Raw genomic sequence first — 22114 nt, forward strand, 5'->3', positions numbered from 1 at the left:
AGGTAAAGCGAGAGCATTCGCAACTTTTTTACGCGTAATTCGCAAAAAATCCCACAAAACCAACATTTTTTACAACATTACAAGTAGCTTCCCTTGAGGTGCTATTTCTGCCTAAGCTACTTCACAACAATACAATTACGTTGTGACCTACCTTTTTACCGAAAAATGAGGAATCAAATGGCTAACTCATCGACACTTATCATCTACGGCTCAACTTACGGATATACCGAACGCTATACCGAGTGGACCAAAGAGCAGCTAGAAGCCGAAGGGTACTCAGTTGTAACCGCGCCCATCACCGAAGTAACCGATGAGCAAATCGAAGCAGCACAAACCGTTGTCATCGGCGCATCCTACTACGGCGGGCTCTTCCTCACCGGCGCACCCTCACTGCGCAAAAAGGCAGAACTTCTCAAGAACAAGAACCTGGTGTTCTTCACCGTCTCTTTCAACGGCACCGTAGCGAACAACGGCAAGATGCTTGACGGCAAGGTCCTCAAGAGCTTCACCGAAGACCTCGCATCCGGTAAGCCCACCTTCCACCTGCGCGGCGGCATCAACCACGATGTTCTCTCAGCAACCCACAAAACTGTTCTGCAGGGTGTGCGCATGGCAATGAAGATGAAGCCGAACAAGAACGAAGCTAATCAGCAGATTTTGGATAGCTACGCCACTCATTCAGCTGACTTTATGGACCGAGCAAACGTTGAGCCTATCGTCGCGGCGGTCAAAGCATACGACGCATAAGGCTATCCCACGCAAACCCACATTGTAAGAAATCCCCGGTGAATATGTTCATCACATATTCACCGGGGATTTCTTATCGGTAATAGGACGGTACCCTAGACAGCCAAATCAATCGAGTGATCGAACGGACCAACAGGCTCAGGCATCTGAGTTGAGCCGGTGAGGTAACGCTCCACCGCCGCCGCGCACGCGCGTCCCTCAGCAATAGCCCAAACCACCAGTGACTGACCGCGTCCAGCGTCACCCACCGAGAACACAGAGGGAACGTTTGTCATGTACTGCTCATCGCGAGCCACATTGGTGCGCGCATCCAGCTCCGCACCCAGCTGTTGCGTAATAGAGTCATCCTCTTGACCGGTAAAGCCCAAAGCAAGGAAGACAAGATCTGCAGGAATAACGTGCTCAGTACCGGCCTTAGGCACACGACGCCCATCCTCAAGGTACTCGGTTTCAGCTACCTTTAACCCGGTCAGCTTACCGTTCTCCCCCACAAATTCAACGGTTGACGCTAAGTACTTGCGCTCACCGCCCTCTTCGTGAGATGAAGACACCTCAAAAATCTTGGGGTACATGGGCCACGGCTCATGATCAGCTCGTTCAAGGCCGGGCTTAACACCAATAGCTAACGTAGTTACCGACTGAGCGCCCTGGCGCAATGCTGTACCGATGCAGTCAGAACCGGTATCGCCGCCACCAAGAACAATCACGTTCTTACCTTTGGCATCAATGGACGCAGCATACAGGTCACCGGCAACTACACGGTTAGACTCGCTCAAGTACGGCATCGCAAAATGGATGCCCTCCAGCTCACGCCCCGGAATATTCAGGTCGCGAGGCTTAGTAGAACCGGTAGCTACAACAACGGCGTCATAACGCTTCTTCAGGTTGTCCCAGCTAATGTCCTTACCAATTTCAACGCCGGTGCGGAAGCGGGTGCCTTCTTCTTCCATAACGCGAAGACGACGGTCCACTACGTCCTTCTCTAGCTTGAAGTCAGGAATACCGTAGCGAAGCAGACCACCAATACGGTCATCACGCTCAAAAACCGCCACAGTGAAACCATTTTGAGTCAACTGCTGAGCAGCCGCCAAACCAGCAGGGCCTGAGCCCACCACAGCAACCGTCTTATCAAGCATTCGAGCAGGCATAATCGGCTTCACAAGGTCATTCTCAAACGCTGCCTCGCCAATCGAGTACTCAATCTGCTTAATGGTCACTGCCGGCTGGTTAATACCCAGCACACAGGACGATTCACAGGGAGCCGGGCACACGCGTCCGGTAAATTCCGGAAAATTATTGGTTGCGTGCATACGCTCCACTGCCTGAGCCGTCTGACCACGCCAGGTCAAATCATTCCACTCGGGGATGAGATTTCCCAGCGGGCAGCCGACATGGCAGAACGGCACACCGCAGTCCATACAGCGCGATGCCTGATTCTTCAAAGTAGCGCTATCCTGCTCTACTTGAACTTCTTTCCAATCCAAAATACGCACCGGAACCGGACGCTTAGGACGGTCAACACGTTCAGTTACCTTCAAAAAACCGCGGGGATCAGCCACGTGCGGTCACCTCCAAAATCTGGTTCCAAACCTCAGATGAGTCAGGATCAGTGCCGTTCGCCTCTGCTTCGGCACGGATAAGCTGGACAGCTGCGAAATCTCGCGGCGTCACCTTTGTCAGCCGCGCCGCAGTATTCTCGAAATCTTCCAATAGCTGGTGCGCGCGGGCAGAACCGGTCTCTTTAAGATGAAGCTCCAGAAGCTCTGAAACTTCGGCTCTATCGTCAGCATCAAGTGGCAAGAACGTCAGTTCGCCACTTTCGCGGGACTGCTTATTGACCTTATGCTCATCAAGATCAAGCACAAACACGTAGCCACCGGACATACCGGCGCCAAAGTTACGGCCGGTCTCACCCAAGATCAGCGCGCGTCCACCGGTCATGTATTCACACCCGTGATCGCCAATGCCTTCGACTACAGCAGTCGCACCCGAGTTACGTACCAAGAAACGCTCACCCACGATGCCGCGGAAGAACATCTCACCGCTCGTGGCACCGTAGCCAATAACGTTACCGGCAACCACGTTATCCTCAGCAACCAAGGCTGAATCGTCAGTTGGACGTACTACTAGGCGTCCGCCTGACAAGCCCTTGCCCGCGTAGTCGTTAGCGTCCCCAGCAAGTCGCAAGGTCACGCCCTGAGGCAAGAAGGCACCCAGTGACTGGCCAGCTTGACCTGACAAGGAAACATCAATGGTGTCATGGTCCAAGAACTCAATACCAAAAGTCTTGGTAACGGTGTGACCCAACATCGTGCCCACTGCACGATCCGTGTTGACTACTGAAGCGGCAATAGACACCGGGCGGCGGTTCTCCAAGGCATCCTGAGCCTCAGCAATGAGCTGATTATCAAGGTGCTCTGAGAGCTCATGATCTTGCTCGCGCATATGACGAACATTCTTATCGGGGAAATCTACCACGGTTGAGCGCAAAATCCCCGAAAGATCCAGACCATCCGCCTTCCAGTGGTCAATAGCTTCTGTCGCATCCAGAACCTCGGCATGGCCAACAGCCTCATCCAGGGTACGGAAGCCCAGCTGCGCCAGATACTCGCGGACTTCCTCAGCAATAAATTCGAAGAAGTTAACCACGTGCTCAGCCTTACCGGTAAAGCGCTCGCGCAACTTGGGGTTCTGGGTTGCAACACCCACCGGGCAGGTGTCCAAGTGGCACTTGCGCATCATGATGCAGCCCTCGACAACTAGCGGCGCGGTTGCAAAACCGTATTCTTCAGCACCGAGCAAAGCCGCAATGATGACGTCACGGCCGGTCTTCAGCTGACCATCCGCCTGCACAACCACGCGGTCGCGCAGACCGTTGATCATCAAAGTCTGCTGAGCTTCAGCCAAACCGAGCTCCCACGGCGCACCGGCGTGCTTAAGAGAGTTCAGCGGAGCAGCACCGGTGCCACCGTCGTGACCGGAGACAAGAACAACATCTGCCTTTGCCTTAGTTACACCTGCGGCAACGGTGCCGATACCGATTTCAGAGACCAGCTTGACGTGGACGCGAGCGCTCGGGTTGGAGCGCTTGAGATCGTAAATCAGCTGAGCCAGATCCTCAATCGAGTAGATATCGTGATGCGGCGGCGGTGAAATCAGCGAGACGCCGGGAGTCGAGTGACGGGTGCGAGCAACCCAGGGGTATACCTTAGTTGCCATGAGCTGACCGCCTTCGCCGGGCTTAGCACCCTGCGCCATCTTAATCTGAATGTCATCAGCGTTGGTGAGGTACAAAGACGTAACGCCAAATCGACCCGATGCTACCTGTTTGATAGCGCTTCGACGTTCAGGATCCAGCAAGCGGTCGATGTCTTCGCCGCCCTCACCGGTATTGGATTTTGCGCCCAGCTTGTTCATAGCGATAGCTAAGGTCTCGTGTGCTTCTTTGGAAATTGAGCCATAAGACATAGCACCGGTTGAAAAACGCTTGACGATTTCTGAGACCGGCTCAACCTCATCGATAGAAATGGGCTGGCGATCTTCGGTGAATTTGAGAAGACCGCGCAAGGTCATCAAGTCTTTCGACTGATCATCTACTAACTTGGTGTAGGACTTGAAGATGTCATAGCGACGGGTCTTCGTGGAATGCTGAAGACGGAAGATAGTGGCAGGGTTGAAGAGGTGGGGTGCACCATCTCGACGCCAGTCATATTCACCACCGGTTTCGAGCTCGCGGTGGGGTACGCCGATGCCGTCTTGCGGGTAAGCGCTGTCGTGGCGGGTGCGTACTTCCTCTGCGATGACGTCCAGTCCAACACCGTCCATCTGGGAGTGAGTGCCGGTAAAGAACTCGTCGATGAGGGCACGGGAAAGTCCGAGCGCTTCGAAGGTCTGCGCGCCGCAGTAGGAGCGCACGGTTGAGATGCCCATCTTGGACATAATTTTCTGCAGACCCTTGCCCAGTGCCTTGATGAGGTTGTAGACAGCTTCCTGTTCGGTAACGCCGGTGATTTCACCTTCGCGAACCAGCTGTTCTACCGATTCCATCGCCAGGTAGGGGTTGATAGCGGATGCACCATAACCAATGAGCGTTGCAATATGGTGCACTTCGCGAACGTCGCCGGCTTCCACGATGAGCGAAGCCTTGGTTCGAGTCGCGCTTCGCAGCAAGTGGTGGTGTACCGCGCTGGTCAGCAACAATGACGGGATCGGTGCCCACTGGGGATTAGAGTTACGGTCGGAGAGAATAATGTGGTGAACACCGCGATTGACTGCGGCAGATACCTTCTCGCAGATTTCGCGGATGCGCGCTCGCAGGGCTTCTTCTCCCCCGTTGGGGTCATACAAACCACGCACTTTGAGGGAGGTGTCCATGCCATCTTCGTCTTGCAAGTGCGCGATTTTATCGAGCTCATCGTTGTTGATGACGGGAAAGTCTAGAGCCACGAGAGATGTACGAACCTGCCCCTTACGCAAGAGGTTGCCCTCGGGGCCAATGGTGGTACGCAATGAGGTCACGAGTTCTTCGCGGATAGAGTCCAACGGCGGGTTAGTGACCTGAGCGAATGACTGAATGAAGTAGTCAAAGAGCAGACGGTGACGCTTAGCAAGTACAGCAATCGGGGTATCTGTGCCCATTGCGTAGATAGGCTCAGCACCGGTTTTCGCCATGGGACCGAGAATCTTGGTGAGTTCTTCGGTGGTGTAACCGAAGGTTTGCTGGCGCTTGCGAATTGAGACGCGTGAGGGACGAATGTGCTCACGTTCTGGCAGGTCAGACAGGTTGACGATAGTGTCTTCTGCCCATTTCTTCCAAGGGTTTGAGCGCGCGACGTCCTGCTTTACCTCTTCATCGGGCACAATGCGCTGGTTAGCGGTATCGACAAAGAACATCTTGCCGGGCGATACGCGGCCCTTTTCAACGATCTTTGACTCGGGCATATCTACCACGCCTACTTCAGACGCGAGAATCACCAGACCGTCGTCGGTTACCCAGTAGCGTCCGGGGCGTAGACCGTTGCGGTCAAGTACTGAACCCACGCTATCACCATCGGTGAAGGCAACAGCTGCGGGACCGTCCCAGGGCTCCATCAAGGTGGAGTTATAGCGGTAGAAATCTCGGCGCTCATCATCCATGGTTTCGTGATTTTCCCATGCCTCGGGAATCATCATCATCATGGTCTGAGCGGCAGAGCGACCAGAGAGCATTAGTAACTCTGCAACCTCATCGAAAGACTGCGAGTCGGATGCGCCGACGCTGCAAATCGGGAAGAGCTCCTCGGGATTGCGGCCAAGCACAGGTGACTTGAGCTGGGACTGACGTGCGCGCATCCAGTTGCGGTTGCCCTTGACCGTATTGATCTCACCGTTGTGCGCGATCGTGCGGAAGGGCTGAGCGAGCGGCCACGACGGGAAGGTGTTGGTTGAAAAGCGCGAGTGAACGATTGCGAGCTTGGTCTTGAATCGCTCGTCCTGAAGGTCAGGGTAGAAGGGCTCTAGCTGCGCAGTCGTGAGCATGCCCTTGTAGACGATGGTGCGTGAGGACAGGGAAGGGAAGTAAACGCCCAGTTTATGCTGAGAACGCTTGCGAACGCGGAAAGCCTTCTGATCGAGCTGACGACGCTCCGCATCAACCGTTAAATCAATGACGGGAATGTGTCCGGTAAAGGGTTCACTCACGCGGTCAGAGACCTCAGGCAATGCCTCGGCCAAGAAAACCTGTGAGAAATAGGGCATAACAGCTCGTGCCGAGGCACCAACAATATCGGGCTTAACCGGCACATCGCGCCAGCCCAGTACACGCAAGCCTTCTGCCTGCGCGATTTCTTCGATAGAAGACTTCAGTTCATCAGCGTTCACGCCGTGGGTGGGTAGATAGGCGGTGCCCACCGCGTACTTACCCAAATCAGGCAAGTCAAAATCTACTTCAGCGCGAAAGAATTCATCGGGAATCTGCACCAAAATACCTGCGCCGTCACCGGTGCCCTCATCAGCGCCAACAGCACCGCGGTGCTCCAAACGACGCAAAGCAATCAGAGCATGATCCACGATGTCGTGACCGGCAGTTCCACGCAATGTGGCAATCATTGCAAGGCCACACGCATCTTTCTCCATGTCAGGGCTGTAGAGACCTTGAGAATCTGGAATATCAGCAAAGGTCTTAAAGGGAGACGGTGCGTGCTGTGCACCGAGCATGGTGTTGTCAGTCATGCGAAAGGCTCGTTTCTCTCGACAATTCAAAGAAGAGCTTGATGCGAATATCAAACTCTCTAGATTTCTTGTGAGATCTCGTCTCATACGCGCTCCCTACCTAAAGCAGGTACGCATGGTCGCAAGACGGTGTCTTATCGAGCACTTAGCTTCCCAGCTAGGTGAGGTTGCGCTATTGCAACGTGTGGGGGCTTCGTTTCCAACTAACGGGGTGGTTAGCCGGTGCGAAATCCGTGGTGTGTGATGCCTTGGTTGCCTACCCACATGAAGTTACCGGGGCTGTTTTCCCGGCGAGTAGTACTATTTTGCACGAGCTACGTTACAGCGGGGTAAAAAATTACGCGCGTGTCTTATATTTTGGGAATTATGACGGCACTAAGTGAGACATCATTTTTCAGTGTTCGCTGCGTCAGCGGAACAGCTTAAAACACGAAGGGAGCCGTGAATTCTCTCATGAATTCACGGCTCCCCCGCCCACCGGCAGTCTTATTTTTCGGTGTTAAAAATCGGGCCAACGTTACGAGAACGCTTCAGCTCGAAGAAACCCGGGTAGGACGCCAAAGCTACAGCAGCATCGAAAACCTTACCTGCTTCTTCTCCCTGCGGCGCAGGCGAGAAAACAGGACCGAAGAAAGCAGTTCCATTGAACGCTACAACCGGTACGCCTACATCGTCGCCTACGAGCTTCTGTGCATCCTTGATGGATTCCTCCAGCTTGGCATCGTACTGATCATTCTCACCGTATTCAGCAAGTTCAGCAGGCAAATCAACGTTCTTCAACGCAATTGCAATCGCGTCTTTATGATCATTGCTCTTATTGTCATTGTGGTGAATCTCTTCACCAATAGCAGTGTAGAACTCCCCCAGCTTCTCAGGATGCTTGTCAGCAACAGCCATTGCTACGCGGGCAGGAGCCCATGACTCATCCATGTGCTTCTGGTAGCTTTTGGGAAGGTCACGGCCCTTGTTCAAAAGAGGGAGCGAGAAGGGGCGCCAGTTCACCTCGATATCACGGATTTTCTCAACATCGAGAATCCAGCGTGAAGTCATCCAGCACCAGGGGCAGATGGGGTCAAACCAGAAATCTACAGTATTCTTTTCAGCCATTGCATCTCCTTTTGATAAGTGTGAAGCGGGTTCACACGATCACTAAAAACTATCTAAAGGAACGCTCTCCCCCACGCTTTTATTCCTGATTCATAAGGCTAAGCACTTTTCAGTTGCTTACGCTCGGTAATCAGGGTTGCTTCTTTCACTCCACGCACGGTGTCAGCATCTATAACAATCGCGGTTACGTCATCGCGGCTAGGGACATCAAACATCACGGGCTGCAACAGGTTTTCCATGATTGAGCGTAGTCCTCGCGCACCGGTATCACGCTCAATGGCAAGTCGAGCAATCTCAGAAATCGCGTCCTTCTCAAAAATTAGCTCAACATTGTCAATCGCAAACATGCGCTTGTACTGCTTAATCAAAGCATTCTTTGGCTCAACCAGTACCCGCTCAAGATCTAACTGGGTCAGTTTCTCCAGCGAAGTGACAACGGGTAAACGTCCGATAAATTCAGGAATGAGACCAAATTTCAGCAAGTCTTCAGGCAACAGTTGCGTGAGAATATCGGCACTTTGAGATGCTTGCTCGATTGAGGCGCCAAAGCCGATGCCTTTGCGGCCTACACGAGCACCGACGATTTCTTCAATACCGGCAAATGCACCTGCCGCAATGAACAAAATTTTAGAGGTGTCAATATGTAAAAACTCAGACTGAGGATGCTTGCGCCCGCCCTGCGGAGGAACAGCTGCAACTGTGCCCTCCAGAATTTTGAGCAAAGCCTGCTGAACGCCTTCACCAGAAACATCGCGAGTAATTGAAGGATTCTCTGCTTTACGGGAAATCTTGTCGATTTCATCTATATAAATGATGCCGTTTTCTGCTTTTTTCACATCACCATCAGCGGCTTGGATCAGCTTAAGCAGGATATTCTCAACGTCTTCACCGACGTAACCTGCTTCGGTGAGAGAGGTAGCATCGGCTACGGCAAAAGGTACGTTGAGTTTTTTCGCGAGGGTTTGAGCAAGATAGGTTTTGCCAGATCCCGTAGGACCAACCAGCAAAATGTTTGACTTGGCGAGCTCAACGTCCTCACCATCAGTGGCCATGAGCGTCGCGGCATCAACGATGGGATTAGTAGCTGCTTTGATGCGCTTATAGTGATTGTAGACAGCAACAGATAGTGCGCGTTTCGACGCTTCTTGGCCAATCACAAAGCTTTGCAGGTGATCAAAAATCTCGCGGGGCTTAGGTAGTTCATCAAGAACGGGTGCTGTATTTTCTTCCAGCTCCTCCAGCAAAATTTCGTTGCACAATTCAATGCACTCATCGCAAATATAGATATTTGGACCAGCGATGAGCTTTCTTACCTGTTTCTGATTTTTGCCACAGAAGTTGCACTTCAGCAGATCCGCGCTATCACCGATTCGCGCCATGGATTCCACCTTTCGTTCGCACGCTAAGCCTGTTAATAGGCTACCCGCATTAATAGTCAGACCCAATTCATTGAGCGGTCTAACCGATTTGTTGCATCTATTACGCAACCTTGTAAAACGTTGGCGCACAGCATGAAGGCGACGCATCTTCAAGGATGCGTCGCCCTCACGGTTCAGTATCGTAGCTTAGCTGTAGTCATCTGCCTTGTTGATGACAGGCTGCTTAGCCTTACGTGATTCAAGAACCTGGTCAACCAGACCGTATTCAAGAGCCTGCTGAGCAGTCATAATCTTGTCACGCTCGATATCGTTATCGATCTCTTCTGCAGTCTTGCCTGAGTGCAGTGCAAGAGTCTGAGCGGTCCACTCACGCATACGCATTACCTCGTTAGCATGGATTTCGATATCCGATGCCTGACCCCCCTGCTGACCACCGAGTGCCGGCTGGTGGATCAGGACGCGTGCATTCGGCAGCGCCAGACGCTTACCGGGGGTGCCTGCTGCGAGCAAAGTTGCAGCCGCAGATGCTGCCTGACCCAAGCAAACAGTCTGAATCTCGGGGCGAATGTACTGCATGGTGTCGTAAATTGCAGTCATCGCGGTGAATGAACCACCGGGTGAGTTAATGTACAGGGTAATGTCGCGGTCGGGATCCTGAGATTCCAGAACCAACAACTGAGCCATAATGTCGTCAGCTGATGCGTCATCAACCTGAGTGCCCAAGAAGATAATGCGATCTTCAAACAGTTTTGCGTAGGGATCCTGACGCTTGTAACCGTAAGGAGTGCGCTCTTCAAAGCTAGGCAGCACATAGCGGTCAGTCGGCATATCCGCGGGAGCTGATGAGTAAGGATTAAAAATCATGAATAAAATCTTTCGCTAGTGAACGTTCGAACCGTTATTACTTTTCTTCGGTTGACGCGCTCTGCGGGTCACGTGAAGTCATGATGTGGTCGAAGAAACCGTATTCGAGGCCTTCTTCAGCGGTGAACCAGTTGTCGCGGTCATTGTCGCGCAAAATGGTTTCGAGGCTCTGACCGGTGCGATCAGCAGTAATCTGGCTCAAACGCTTCTTCATATCCAAAATGAGTTCAGCCTGAGTACGAATATCAGATGCGGTACCGCCGATACCACCGGAGGGCTGGTGCATGAGGATGCGGGCGTTGGGGGTAGCGTAACGCTTGCCCGGTGCGCCAGCAGTCAACAGGAACTGGCCCATTGATGCTGCCATGCCGGTCACGACAGTTACTACGTCGTTGGGAATCAACTGCATGGTGTCGTAAATCGCCATGCCCGCAGTCACTGATCCACCGGGTGAGTTGATGTACAGGTAGATATCCGCATCGGGGTCTTCAGCGGAGAGAAGGAGCATCTGTGAGCAGATGCGGTTAGCGTTAGTATCGCGAACCTCTGAACCCAGCCAAATGATGCGCTCTTTGAGCAGACGGTTGTAGACGTAATCGTCCTGGCTACCCATGGGTGTTTCCATAGCGGGTGCAGTTGAGGTGTTTGACGCCTTTGTCGGCAAGAAATTGGACATTAATCCGTACCTCTCTTGTAGGTGAATTTGCGCCTTTCTTTGCGGCCACTTACTGCCAAAAGAACGCGCAAATATTCTTCATTGCTTAGTACATTAGTGCACGAGGCACGCTCGCGTCAGGTCAAATAACGATAGTTCGCTGTTGGCTCAGATTCCTTGCCGACGGCTGAATGAGATCAGCGCGTTTGCGCGCTAGTGATAACACGCAATAGCTCCATCTGGGCCGTCAATCACTGTGATAGGCGTATTGAATATCTCGGTGAGCAACTCATCGTGCATAACGTTCTCGACAGTATCAAGTACGGCGATTTTTCCGTCTTTCACAGCGCAGATGTAATCAGCGTACCGAGCTGCAAAATTGATATCGTGCAATACCACAACAATCGTTCGTCCAAGTGCTGTTGCTGCTTCCTTCAGGTGCTTCATCATCTGAACGGAGTGCGCAATGTCTAGGTTATTAAGCGGCTCATCTAGCAAAACATAATCTGTTTCTTGGGCAAGCACCATAGCTACATAAGCACGCTGACGCTGGCCACCTGAGAGTTGATCTAGGTAACGGTTTTCCAGCTCCCCCAAATTCAAAAAATCGATATAGCGGGAAATGATGGTTTCATCCTCTGCGGTGAGTCTTCCCTTCGAATAAGGAAAACGCCCAAAACCTACGAGCTGACGCACCGTCAGCTTAGTTACGAAGTGGTTTTCCTGACGCAGGATAGAAACAATTTTTGCTAAATCCTCAGATTTAGTGGATGCAACATCAAAGTTGGCGATGTGAATGGCACCCTCATCGATATCGAGCAGACGCCCGATCATGGTCAGCAGAGTCGATTTACCCGCTCCGTTAGGTCCCACCAGAGCCGTAATACCGCCAGCCGGGATCTGAAGATTAACCGGACCAATCGAAACATCTGACCCGTAGCGCTTGGCTACATTGTCTAACCTAATCACAGGCGTCCCTTCTTCAAAATCATCATCAAAAACACGATGCCGCCCACTAACTCAATCACGATGCTGACAACCCCCTGAGCATAGAAAACGTGTTGCATCAGGAAGTAGGCCACCGTCAAAACCATGTAAGCAATCAGCGCTGCCATGGGCATAATGTATCGGTGATCGAAAGTATCTGCCCACTGATAAGCCAATACCGCCACTAAAAAGCCCAGAAAAGTCATCGGACCCACGAGAGCGGTTGACACAGCCATCAGCACAGCAACCAGCACCAGCACTATTAAGGAATGGCGACGATGGTTCACACCGAGGTTCTGTGAGACTTCACGGCCTAAGCCCAAAACATTCAGGTTGCGAGAATTCAGGTAGATAAGCGCGGTGGACGCTACAACCAGCGGAATAGCGATGGGGTAATATTCGGCTTCAGCGTTATTAACCGACCCAAAGAGTCTGGCCGTCAAAATATCAAACTCACTGGGGGTCAGCATCCTTTGCATAAAAGTTGATACAGACCCCAGTCCGCCGCCAACAATGATGCCTATCAGCAACATGGCATGCATATTCGCATTCTTGCCGGTTAGCAACCATGAATACAAAGCTAGTGACAGCAAAATCATGAGAACAAGCTGGATAATAAACATCTCAAGATTTCGTGATGCAATCAGACCAGAAGCACCAAAGAAATAAATAGTCGCGGTATGTATGGCCGTATAGAGCGACTGAAAGCCCATAATCGAGGGGGTAATGATGCGATTGTTCGTTACCGTCTGAAAAGCGACTGTTGCTACCGCCTGACTCACTGCAACGATTCCCATTGCAGTCACCGCAGACGTCCTGCGCTGAGCTACAATCCAAAACCGTTCAGAGCCAAACGGCATAGGGTTTTTATAGGCAAGTAAACCCAAGGTTGCAAGAGCGCTTAACAGCAGTAGGATCGCCATAATAATCCAGTATGATCGACGCGAGGAACGCGAAACGAAAGCACCAGAAACACGATCAGACGAGATAGCTGCAGGTGTATTAGCAACAGGCGAGTGCTGATGGGTCAAGAAATTAGCGGACATTCTGACGCTGCCTCACAATCAGAGTAATGAACACCAGTGCCCCGATAATGCCGAGAACAACCGATACGGGCATTTCGAACGGGGAAATAATGGTTCGTGCCAACAAGTCGCATACGGTGACGATAGCGATGCCCGTCAGGCAAACCCACGGCAGATTTGAGCGCAAATCATCACCGCGAAACATACTTACGATATTCGGAACAATCAGCCCCACAAAGGGCAAAAATCCCACTACTACAGTCACAACACCCGTGGCGATAGCAATGAGGGCAGTGCCGATAAGCATCAGACGTTGGTAATTGAGACCAACGTTGGTAGCGATTTCTTCACCCAACCCGGCAACAGTCAGCCGGTCAGCGTAGAAAAATACGGCAAATACTACCAGTAAAACAATCCACAGAACTTCATACTGGCCAACGATGACAGAGGTAAAGCTACCAGCAAACCAAACCCCCAAATTCTGCAAAAGGTCAGTCTGCAGTGCGAAAAAAGTAGACAGAGAACTCACTACCGCGCCGAGCATGATACCCACAATCGGAACAATGAGAGATGAACGCAGCGAAACTTTTCGCAAGAAAGCAAAAAAGACCATCGCACCGATAAAAGAAAATAAAACCGCGGATGACATCTTAAGCAAAATACTGGAGTTAGGCGCAATCCACAGAATAAAAAGCAAGCCTAGGCCGGCCCACTCGGTAGTGCCTGTTGTCGATGGCTCAACAAACTTATTTTGTGTCAATAGCTGCATAACAAGACCGGACATCGCCATAGCAGCACCGGCTAAGATGAGCGCAATGGTGCGAGGAACTCGAGTTTGAGCGAACATCTGAGCACCATCATCAGCACTCAAAATACTGTACTCTCCCGTGAACATCGAGATCGTCAGAAGTCCAAGGACGGCAACTATACCTATCAGAAGCTTGGCGTCGAATAACTTTTTACGAGTGTGGGATTTTCTCGTTACTGTGTGTGTCACTGTGCTTACCTCTTATGCGCGTCAAGGAGCTTCACCTCGTGCGGCGTGAAGCTCCTTGACGCAACATCTCAAGCTAGAGATTGATTATTTAGCTTTTTCGAATTCGTCTGCCATTGAATTCAATGTTTCGGTGTATGTAATGATGTTTTCGTTGGTGTAGGTATCACCGGGCGCGAACACTAAATGGTTGTCCTTGAAAGCTGAAACGTTCTGCAAAGCAGCGTTATCTTTAAGAACCTGTTCAGCAGGAGTAGCATCAGACTTCACCGCAGCATCACGGTCAAGCACCAGAACCCAGTCGGGGTTGGATTCTGCAATAGCCTCAACGCTAATGTCATCGCCTTGGTGGTCGTCAGAAGCATTTTCAACTTCTAACGCCGGCTTCATGCCAATCCATTCAAAAATCGGGCCAAAGAAACGTCCCTTTTCGGGAGCGACATAACCAATTTCACCGCCGGAGACATTGACAGCCATCACGGTCTGCTCGGAATCGTATGCCTCTTTTGCACGCGCCTTTGCCTTGTCAAAATCATCGACGAGCTTCTGCGCCTCGTCCTGCTTCTCAAAGACCTCGCCCAAAGCCAGCGTCTGACGCTTCAGTTCCTCATCCACTGGTTCACCATCGCGAGGTTCAAACTCAAGCAAGGTTGCATCGGGGTTTAGTTTTTTAATGTCTTCGTAGTATTGGGAGAAACGTTGCCCATTGATAATAAGATCCGGATTAACAGCGGCCATTGCCTCAAGATCCGGTTCTTTATGGTTGCCGATGTCTACAATCTCGTCGTTGTTTTTGTAGTTCTCGATAGTGGAGGGAATAAGTTGTTTTGGCGCTGCCGCGAGATCAACACCCCACGCATCCAAAATCTCAAAACTGCGGTTATCGGTGACGACAATACTTTCAGCAGGTGTTTTAACCTCGTGTGAGCCGAAGTTATCTTCGATGGTTTTAATAGCGGATGCAGACTGTGAGGAAGTTTCTGATTCAGGGTGAGATGACGCGGTTTCTTGCGCACTGGTGCAACCAGCCAAAGCCAGGATTGCTGAAGCGGCAATGACGGAAAGAGTCTTACGAGATTTCACTATTCGCTCCGAGAGTCGTGTGTCAATTAGCGGATGGTTTTTAGGTCAACCTAACTTCCAAGTTACTAAGACCTTTAGCCGCTCTCAACCTAACAGGGCGCCTCAAAACATAATTACGTTATATTTCCCTTACGTACTATTTTTTATTTAAAAATTTGACATACCGATCTAAAAACCACCTCGAAATTCTCTTAAACACAAACGGCGCCCCTCCACTAAGGAGAGGCGCCGCTAATGTAAACCGAGTTAGAAATTACTCAGCCGATTCTTCTTCACCTGCAGGGTTCAGGTACTTAGACAGGTCAACTGCCTTGCCCTCTGAATCCTTAACTTCAGCCTTTTCCAGTGCTGATGCGAGTGCCTTTGAGCGGCGAACTTCGCCAACCAGCATACCTGCCTGGCCTGAGCCGTCCAGCATCTGTGCGAACTGGTTGGGGTCCATGCCGTACTGTGATGACATGGTGATAATGTAGTCAATCAGTTCAGCCTGCTCAACACCGATTTCTTCCTTTTCAGCGATTGCGTCAAGAATCATTTCGTTCTTGAACGCACGCTCGGTGTTCTCACGAACCTCTGCGCGGTGCTCTTCGGTGTCGTGGTCAGCGTCAGCCTGGGGGTTGTCGAAGTGCTGTGAAATCTGCTCTTCAATAACCTTTTCGGGAACGGGGATTTCAACCATTTCGACCAGTGCGTCAAGCACCTTGTCGCGAGCCTCTGCACCCTGCTCAGCTACCTTAGCGTCTGCAGCCTGCTTTGCGAGGTCTTCCTTGAGTTCGTCAATGGTGTCGAACTCTGATGCCAGCTGTGCGAAATCGTCGTCAGCCTCGGGCAACTCGCGTTCCTTAACAGCGGTGACCTTAACCTTGACAGTTGCAGCCTCACCTGAGTGCTCGCCACCTGCAAGCTTGGTTTCGAAGGTTGCGTCTTCGCCAGCTGAAAGACCGGTCAGAGCCTCATCAAGACCTTCAAGCATGGTGCCTGCACCAACCTGGTATGACAGGTCGTTTGCACCGTCTACCTCTTCGCCGTCGATGGACGCGGTGAGGTCGATGGTTACAAAGTCTTCGTTGGCCGCGGGGCGGTCAACAGTCTTCAGGGTGCCGAAGCGGCTACGCAGGTTATCCAGCGCGGTCTGCTTGTCTTCGTCGGTTACCTCTGCTGCTGCAACCTCAACCTTGATACCTGAGTAATCAGGCAGTTCAATTTCGGGGCGAACAGTTACCTCGATGCTGAGCTTTACGTCAGCTTCGCGGTTGCCTTCTTCAGGCTTTGAGATGATATCCAGCTCGGGCTGAGCCAAGGGGGTGAGATCATTCTCTGCAAGAGCCTGTGAGTAGAACTCATTCAAGCCTTCGTTGAGAGCGTTTTCAACGATGAAATCGAAACCCGCACGCTGCTCGATGAGCTGCTTAGGAGTCTTACCCTTACGGAAGCCGGGAACCTGGATCTGCTGAGCCAGTGACTTGTAGGTGCGATCAAGGTAAGTCTTGAACTCTGAGAACGGTACCTCTACCTCAATTTTTGCGAGGGTCGGATTGAGCTTCTCGACGGCAGTCTTCACGTCCGTAGATCTCCTGATAGTAGTTTGACGAACCCGGAGGCGCATACAACGTCGCCGGATATATTGAAAATTTGTGCTGATGTAAGAAAACCCGCACCTTTAGTGCGGGTCTTCTTGCATTTCACGTCGGGGTGACAGGATTCGAACCTGCGATCTCCTGCTCCCAAAGCAGGCGCGTTAGCCAAGCTACGCCACACCCCGTACTGCACAAGGCGTTATCCAGTGTAACTGTTTTTTCAAGAAATTCCTACTTGAGAGGATGCGAGTCCCCGGCTTTTACCCAGCGCTTGAGAGAGTTGGGCATCTCAACCACCCTCCAGCATCCGCAAGTAGATTCATGGCAGCAACTTTTTAGCTGCTTTTCAGCCCATTCTTGAGATGCCAACTTACGTACCGCCCTCCCCTTGTGAATAATCCCTCCACACACAAGTTTCAACACACAGGGCATTCCGATTTGACAGAGAGGCAGAAAGTTGTGTTTACTAGATAAGTCCCATGCGGATAAAACTAAATACGGGGATGTAGCTTAATGGTAAAGCCTCAGTCTTCCAAACTGATTACGCGGGTTCGATTCCCGTCATCCCCTCCACTAAAAATCCCGACTCGATCGAGTCGGGATTTTTTCTACCCCTTCACAAGCCACTGAAAAACCGATGCGAACATCACATACTGCTGAAATTTGCAAAGATGCCAAGCACCGTGTAAGTTATTACCTGTTGCTTACAGAGCTTCACGGCTCTGATTCATCACCTGCGCGGGTGGCGGAATAGGCAGACGCGCTAGCTTGAGGTGCTAGTCCTCGTATTAGAGGGTGGGGGTTCAAGTCCCCCTCCGCGCACAGAATAATCCCCGGATGCTTCAGCATCCGGGGATTATTGTATATATTCCCCTTTACTCACGACACGCAGATATAGAGATTTAGAAACCCACCACAACTTGTTAAAATTCTAAGTTTTTAAACACAAAATACCGCACCCTTGAAAGTCAGCATACTTTTTATAGGTAGAGTGATTTTCATGTCCCCAAGCAGTACAAAGATCTTTGAGTTCCTCTTCGATGCGGGAGAAGGCTTACTCAGAAGCGGCGCAAGTGCCGCTTCCACCACAAAAACACTGTTGGCTATCTGCGCTCAAGCCGGCCTCAAAAACGTCACGGTGAGCATTATCGTCGGTCAGCTCACCGTCAGCTACCAACCAGAAGACGGCTCCTACCCTATCTCCCGCGTCCACAACATCACCCCCGGTATCTTAGATATCTGGTGGAGGTCACGCTCTGAAAACACTATTGAGCGATTTTTATTGGGCGAAATAGACATAGATCAGGCTGATCGAGAATTTAAACAGTTCTACCAGCGTCAGAAAAACCGCTCAACCTGGTGGTGGACTACCAGCGGCTACGGCATCTTGGGCATGGGCTTCAGCATCCTCTTGGGCGGAGACTTTGTTACAACGCTTGGCGCGGTTCTCGTATCGATGTGCGTTTCGATGCTGTTCCGCTGGCTGTCACGCGTTGGTGCACCGGGAATTTTCAGCTACGCAGCAGGCGGATTTATAGCGGTTTTACTCGCTGCGGGCTTTATGATGCTCACCAACACCAATCAGGCCACCATCTGCGTCGTGTCTACTTTGGCCGCTAGGCTAGCCGGCGTGACCGCATATGCAGTCATTCAAGACTCTATTACAGGTTGGTATCTCTCAGCGGCGGGACGCTTTGTTGATATTGCGGTGTGCACGGCAGGTCTTATATCCGGTGTAGCTGCAGCAATTGCGGCAGCAAATCCCTTTATTGGCGATGATGTGCAATTAGTTGAGCTCGTGACCGCTGATACCGGCTCTTGGTTCTACTCAATATTGGGGGCGGCTCTTGTAGCAGGTGGTTTTGCGTTAGCCTCGGGCGGGCTCAAAATTCGATTGGTAGCCATGACAGTGCTCGGTAGCCTAGCTCAAGCTCTCTACCTTGTAATGACGAAACTCTACAATGTAGAAACCTTTTTCGCGATTTTTGCCGTCGGAACAATTATTGGCGGAATCTGCGTCATGGTCTCTCGCAAAGTCAGCCTAACCTCAAACGCTCTGATGCTCGTAGCCTTGCTTCCTTTGTTCCCCGGTCTTATGATCTATCAAGGTGCACTGAGCTATTTCTTTGGTATCGGAGATTCAGGTACCTCGCTGATGGAAGCTCTGGTGACCACGTATTGTCTCTCCATGGGCGGAACACTCGGCCAGTACTTGGTGTCCCAAGCCATGTGGCAGGCACGCAAACAGCAGTTCCGTCGACGCTACCCCGACGGTAACTTCGACACAGACCAAGCCCACGAATACCAAGCTCAAGACATCATGTTGCCGATCTTCAGCAAACCTTTCAACAGTGCTGAACCTCGCGAATAAAAACCAAAAAGTGGCCTGTTCCTTTACAAGGAACAGGCCACTTTTTGGTTTACGCGACTATTGACCCGCGTTCTTCTTTACCCTGCCGGTAAGAAAGTTGTCCAAGATTCTCTCGGTCTCTACGACGCCCACGAGCACCGGCGACAATGAAGCCTACGATGCCCAAAAGCAACAACGCACCAGACGTCAGAACGTGAATACGAACGCCGAATAAATGCTGTGAAGCATCGATGCGCAAGAACAACTCAATCATCAGACGACCAAAGCTGTAATAAGCAACGTACGCCCAGAATGTCTGCCCCAACTTCCACTGCAACTTAGCTGCCAGCCACATGACGCCCAAGGCACCCACGATATTCCAGATTGACTCATACAAAAAAGTCGGGTGAAACAGCGTCCCGGCAGGATACTGATCAGGGAAGTTATAGGAGTTCGGGCTAATCTCCAACCCCCAGGGAAGCGTTGTGGGCTTACCGAAAAGTTCCTGATTGAACCAGTTGCCCCAGCGTCCGATACCCTGAGCGATCAGAATTCCGGGGGCAACCGCATCCGCGAACTGAGCGAAAGAGACCTTATACCGACGGCAGGCAATGTAAGCACCAAGAGCACCGAGTGAAATAGCACCCATGATGCCGATGCCGCCCTCCCAAATCTTCAAAGCATCAATCGGATGAGCGCCCTCACCGAAATAGGACTCCGGGTCAGTGATGAACACGTGGTACATACGCGCACCCACTAGACCAAACGGAATCGCCCACATGGCAATATCCCACACATTATCGGGATCGTTGCCCCAGCTCTTCCACCGCTTAGAACCCAGTAACAAGCAGATAACAATGCCTGTCAGAATGCACAGCGCGTAGAAATGCACCGTAAGAGGACCAATATTGAAGGATGAGACGGAGGGTGACGGAATGGACGCGAGGATCACTTGGTTCATGCGCGTCCTGCCAGTTCGCGAGTCAGCTGCGCCACTCCTTCAACGCCGCTCTCCCCCAGTGCTTTAACAAGTGCCGTACCAACAATCACACCGTCAGCGTAAGCACCGATTTCTTCAACATGCTCTCGACGAGACACGCCAAGACCAACACACACGTTTTCAACACCTGCCTGACGAATATCAGCAACCAGCTTCTGCGCGGCAGATGAAACGGAGGAACGAGCACCCGTCACACCCATCACTGAAACCGCGTACACAAAGCCGCTAGATGCCTGAGCCACAGTATGCAAACGCTCGGTAGACGATGAAATCGCCGCCAAGAAAATGCGATCAAGCCCGTTCTCTTCAGAAGCTTTAAGCCATGCGCTCGCCTCGTCAGGCACAAGGTCAGGAGTAATGATGCCGGCGCCACCAGCCTGCGCAAGATCAGCAGCGAACTTTTCAACACCGCGACGCAGAACCGGGTTCCAGTAAGTCATTACTACAACAACCGCATCGGTTGCGGCAGTAATCTCACGGACCGCCCGAAACAAATCATCCAAACGGAAGCCATTATCTAGAGCCTCAGCTGTGGCTTTTTGAATCACAGGACCGTCCATGACGGGGTCAGAGTATGGCACGCCAAGCTCAATAATGTCAGCACCGTTATTTCCCAGTGCAATCGCCGCTGCAATGGAATCATCAACCGTTGGGTAACCCACCGGCAAATAACCAATCAACGCGGCGCGGCCTTCTTTTTTGCACTGCTCCAAACGAGCTGACAACTTTGAGTCAGCGTTTGCCTGAGGATAAGAACGCTCCGCAACAGAATATTTCGCGGCTCCGGGGGTGAAATCTTCGTAGCTCATTACTTCTTCTCGCTTTCTGCTTCAGCAGTTGCCTCAGAATTACCGGTCTGCAACGTGGACGAGGGAATCGCCTTACCCAGACCAAACCACTCAAGCGCGGTGCTCATATCCTTATCACCGCGTCCTGACAAGCACACCACCATAATCTTCTCGGCTGCACCCTCAGGATCCTTCGCTGCCCACTCGCGTCCAACACGCAAAGCACCAGCAAGGGCATGAGCAGACTCAATAGCGGGAATGATGCCCTCTGTCTGGCACAGCAGGCGCAAAGCGTCCATTGCCTCTGTATCGGTCACAGGCTGGTAGCTCACACGACCAATATCAGAAAGATATGCGTGCTCAGGGCCAACGCCAGGGTAATCAAGACCGGCAGAAATTGAATGCGAATCGATGGTCTGCCCGTCTTCATCCTGCATCAAGTACGTCATCGCACCGTGCAGAACACCGGGGCGTCCAAGATTAATAGTTGCCGCGTGACGATTAGTTTCTACACCGTCACCGCCGGCTTCAAAGCCATAAATCTCAACGTCTTTATCGTCCAAGAAAGCATGGAAAATGCCGATAGCGTTCGAACCGCCACCAACGCACGCTGCAACACCATCGGGCAAACGACCGGTGCGTTCTAACAGTTCCTCGCGGGTTTCAGTGCCGATAGCGTCGTGGAAGTATCGAACCATAGCGGGGAAAGGATGCGCACCAGCAGCGGTGCCCAACAGATAGTGGGTGGTCTCAACGTTAGCTACCCAGTCACGAAGAGCCTCGTTAATAGCGTCCTTAAGAGTGCGCGATCCGTTCTGAACAGCAATAACTTTTGCACCCAAAAGCTGCATACGAGCAACGTTTAATGCCTGACGTTCAGTATCTTCTTCGCCCATGTACACCACGCACTCCATGCCGAACAAAGCGGCAGCAGTCGCGGTAGCCACACCGTGCTGACCCGCACCGGTTTCGGCAATCAAACGAGTCTTACCCATGCGCTGAGCAAGCAAAGCCTGACCGACCACATTATTGATCTTATGGCTACCGGTGTGATTGAGATCCTCACGCTTGAGGAACATACGAACACCGGCATGAGCCGCAAAACGGGGAACCTCAGTCAGCAAGGACGGACGATTTGAGTACTCACGTGAAAGACGCTTGAACTCATCCAAGAACTCCGGGTCTTCCTTCGCCTTATTGAAGGTATCTTCAAGTTCATCAATGGCACGCATCAAGGATTCAGGCATCCAACGGCCACCGTACTTACCAAAGTAAGGGCCGGGAGCATTTTTCAGGGACTTACCCTGGCTCAAAAATTGTTCTGCCAAGTTCTCAGTCATGTTATTCC

General features: G+C 51.7%; 16 protein-coding genes and 3 tRNA genes. 4 read left to right on the forward strand and 15 right to left on the reverse strand.

The features are described from left to right. Positions 1-177: 177 nt before the first annotated feature. The gene (locus HF984_RS02110; RefSeq protein WP_168614031.1) at positions 178-747 is read left to right on the forward strand and encodes a flavodoxin domain-containing protein; all 570 of its coding nucleotides are present in this window, start codon (positions 178-180) and stop codon (positions 745-747) included. 95 nt (positions 748-842) lie between these two features. Here HF984_RS02110 and HF984_RS02115 read toward each other — a convergent pair whose 3' ends face one another. From HF984_RS02115 to HF984_RS02170, 12 genes are all read right to left on the reverse strand, one after another. Beyond that, a complete protein-coding gene (locus tag HF984_RS02115) occupies positions 843-2306 on the reverse strand; it encodes a glutamate synthase subunit beta (protein WP_168614032.1) in 1464 nt (487 codons plus the stop codon). Continuing rightward, complete coding sequence (gene gltB / locus HF984_RS02120; RefSeq protein WP_168614033.1) at positions 2299-6957, reverse strand: glutamate synthase large subunit; 4659 nt, start codon at positions 6955-6957, stop codon at positions 2299-2301. Before gltB ends, HF984_RS02115 begins: the two co-directional genes overlap by 8 nt. A gap of 486 nt (positions 6958-7443) precedes the next feature. Next, positions 7444-8064 (reverse strand): DsbA family protein, encoded by a 621-nt coding sequence (locus tag HF984_RS02125; protein WP_168614034.1) that lies wholly within the window; start codon positions 8062-8064, stop codon positions 7444-7446. 98 nt (positions 8065-8162) lie between these two features. Then, entirely contained in the window at positions 8163-9443 is a 1281-nt protein-coding gene (gene clpX / locus HF984_RS02130) for an ATP-dependent Clp protease ATP-binding subunit ClpX (RefSeq protein WP_168614035.1), read from the reverse strand. Between the two features lie 186 nt (positions 9444-9629). After that, on the reverse strand, positions 9630-10307 hold the full coding sequence (locus HF984_RS02135) for an ATP-dependent Clp protease proteolytic subunit (RefSeq protein WP_168614036.1): 678 nt from the start codon (positions 10305-10307) through the stop codon (positions 9630-9632). A gap of 37 nt (positions 10308-10344) precedes the next feature. Beyond that, positions 10345-10983, reverse strand: a complete 639-nt coding sequence (locus HF984_RS02140) for an ATP-dependent Clp protease proteolytic subunit (RefSeq protein WP_168614037.1) — start codon at positions 10981-10983, stop codon at positions 10345-10347. Positions 10984-11175: 192 nt separating this feature from the next. Further along, a complete protein-coding gene (locus HF984_RS02145) occupies positions 11176-11931 on the reverse strand; it encodes an iron ABC transporter ATP-binding protein (protein ID WP_168614038.1) in 756 nt (251 codons plus the stop codon). After that, positions 11928-12995: an iron chelate uptake ABC transporter family permease subunit gene (locus HF984_RS02150; RefSeq protein ID WP_168614039.1), complete on the reverse strand. Its 1068-nt coding sequence runs from the start codon at positions 12993-12995 to the stop codon at positions 11928-11930. The genes HF984_RS02145 and HF984_RS02150 overlap by 4 nt, the downstream gene beginning before the upstream one ends. Then, a complete protein-coding gene (locus HF984_RS02155) occupies positions 12985-13821 on the reverse strand; it encodes an ABC transporter permease (RefSeq protein ID WP_375546042.1) in 837 nt (278 codons plus the stop codon). Before HF984_RS02155 ends, HF984_RS02150 begins: the two co-directional genes overlap by 11 nt. Positions 13822-14055: 234 nt before the next feature. Next, the gene (locus HF984_RS02160) at positions 14056-15051 is read right to left on the reverse strand and encodes a siderophore ABC transporter substrate-binding protein (protein WP_311241481.1); all 996 of its coding nucleotides are present in this window, start codon (positions 15049-15051) and stop codon (positions 14056-14058) included. Positions 15052-15304: 253 nt separating this feature from the next. Next, positions 15305-16612 carry a trigger factor gene (tig, locus tag HF984_RS02165; RefSeq protein ID WP_168614040.1) on the reverse strand — a complete coding sequence of 436 codons (1308 nt, stop codon included), beginning with the start codon at positions 16610-16612 and terminating at the stop codon, positions 15305-15307. Between the two features lie 126 nt (positions 16613-16738). Beyond that, a tRNA-Pro gene (locus HF984_RS02170) sits at positions 16739-16813 on the reverse strand. 314 nt (positions 16814-17127) lie between these two features. Here HF984_RS02170 and HF984_RS02175 point away from each other — a divergent pair. The 3 genes from HF984_RS02175 (at position 17128) to HF984_RS02185 (ending at position 18999) form a co-directional block, all read left to right on the forward strand. Beyond that, positions 17128-17201: transfer RNA gene (locus HF984_RS02175), tRNA-Gly, on the forward strand. Between the two features lie 163 nt (positions 17202-17364). After that, positions 17365-17450 (forward strand) — tRNA-Leu (locus tag HF984_RS02180). A 178-nt stretch (positions 17451-17628) separates the two neighbouring features. Next, complete coding sequence (locus tag HF984_RS02185) at positions 17629-18999, forward strand: threonine/serine exporter family protein (protein ID WP_168614041.1); 1371 nt, start codon at positions 17629-17631, stop codon at positions 18997-18999. Positions 19000-19048: 49 nt separating this feature from the next. On the opposite strand, the gene lgt is transcribed toward HF984_RS02185, so the two are convergent. From lgt to trpB, 3 genes are read right to left on the reverse strand one after another with little or no spacing between them, the layout of a single operon-like run. Then, a complete protein-coding gene (lgt, locus tag HF984_RS02190) occupies positions 19049-19939 on the reverse strand; it encodes a prolipoprotein diacylglyceryl transferase (RefSeq protein ID WP_168614042.1) in 891 nt (296 codons plus the stop codon). Next, positions 19936-20787 carry a tryptophan synthase subunit alpha gene (gene trpA, locus HF984_RS02195; protein ID WP_168614043.1) on the reverse strand — a complete coding sequence of 284 codons (852 nt, stop codon included), beginning with the start codon at positions 20785-20787 and terminating at the stop codon, positions 19936-19938. The genes lgt and trpA overlap by 4 nt, the downstream gene beginning before the upstream one ends. Beyond that, entirely contained in the window at positions 20787-22106 is a 1320-nt protein-coding gene (trpB, locus tag HF984_RS02200) for a tryptophan synthase subunit beta (protein ID WP_168614044.1), read from the reverse strand. The genes trpA and trpB overlap by 1 nt, the downstream gene beginning before the upstream one ends. Positions 22107-22114 lie beyond the last annotated feature (8 nt).

This window comes from Rothia terrae (assembly GCF_012396615.1).
In the GTDB taxonomy this organism is placed as follows: domain Bacteria; phylum Actinomycetota; class Actinomycetes; order Actinomycetales; family Micrococcaceae; genus Rothia; species Rothia terrae.

Excerpts from the sequence above, each read along its gene's own strand:
- lgt (WP_168614042.1), bottom strand. The coding sequence starts at position 19,939 with ATGAACCAAGTGATCCTCGCGTCCATTCCGTCACCCTCCGTCTCATCC.
- HF984_RS02185 (WP_168614041.1), top strand. The coding sequence starts at position 17,629 with ATGTCCCCAAGCAGTACAAAGATCTTTGAGTTCCTCTTCGATGCGGGA.
- HF984_RS02150 (WP_168614039.1), bottom strand. The coding sequence starts at position 12,995 with ATGTCCGCTAATTTCTTGACCCATCAGCACTCGCCTGTTGCTAATACA.
- HF984_RS02110 (WP_168614031.1), top strand. The coding sequence starts at position 178 with ATGGCTAACTCATCGACACTTATCATCTACGGCTCAACTTACGGATAT.
- HF984_RS02140 (WP_168614037.1), bottom strand. The coding sequence starts at position 10,983 with ATGTCCAATTTCTTGCCGACAAAGGCGTCAAACACCTCAACTGCACCC.
- gltB (WP_168614033.1), bottom strand. The coding sequence starts at position 6,957 with ATGACTGACAACACCATGCTCGGTGCACAGCACGCACCGTCTCCCTTT.
- trpB (WP_168614044.1), bottom strand. The coding sequence starts at position 22,106 with ATGACTGAGAACTTGGCAGAACAATTTTTGAGCCAGGGTAAGTCCCTG.
- clpX (WP_168614035.1), bottom strand. The coding sequence starts at position 9,443 with ATGGCGCGAATCGGTGATAGCGCGGATCTGCTGAAGTGCAACTTCTGT.
- HF984_RS02155 (WP_375546042.1), bottom strand. The coding sequence starts at position 13,821 with ATGTTCGCTCAAACTCGAGTTCCTCGCACCATTGCGCTCATCTTAGCC.
- trpA (WP_168614043.1), bottom strand. The coding sequence starts at position 20,787 with ATGAGCTACGAAGATTTCACCCCCGGAGCCGCGAAATATTCTGTTGCG.
- HF984_RS02125 (WP_168614034.1), bottom strand. The coding sequence starts at position 8,064 with ATGGCTGAAAAGAATACTGTAGATTTCTGGTTTGACCCCATCTGCCCC.
- HF984_RS02135 (WP_168614036.1), bottom strand. The coding sequence starts at position 10,307 with ATGATTTTTAATCCTTACTCATCAGCTCCCGCGGATATGCCGACTGAC.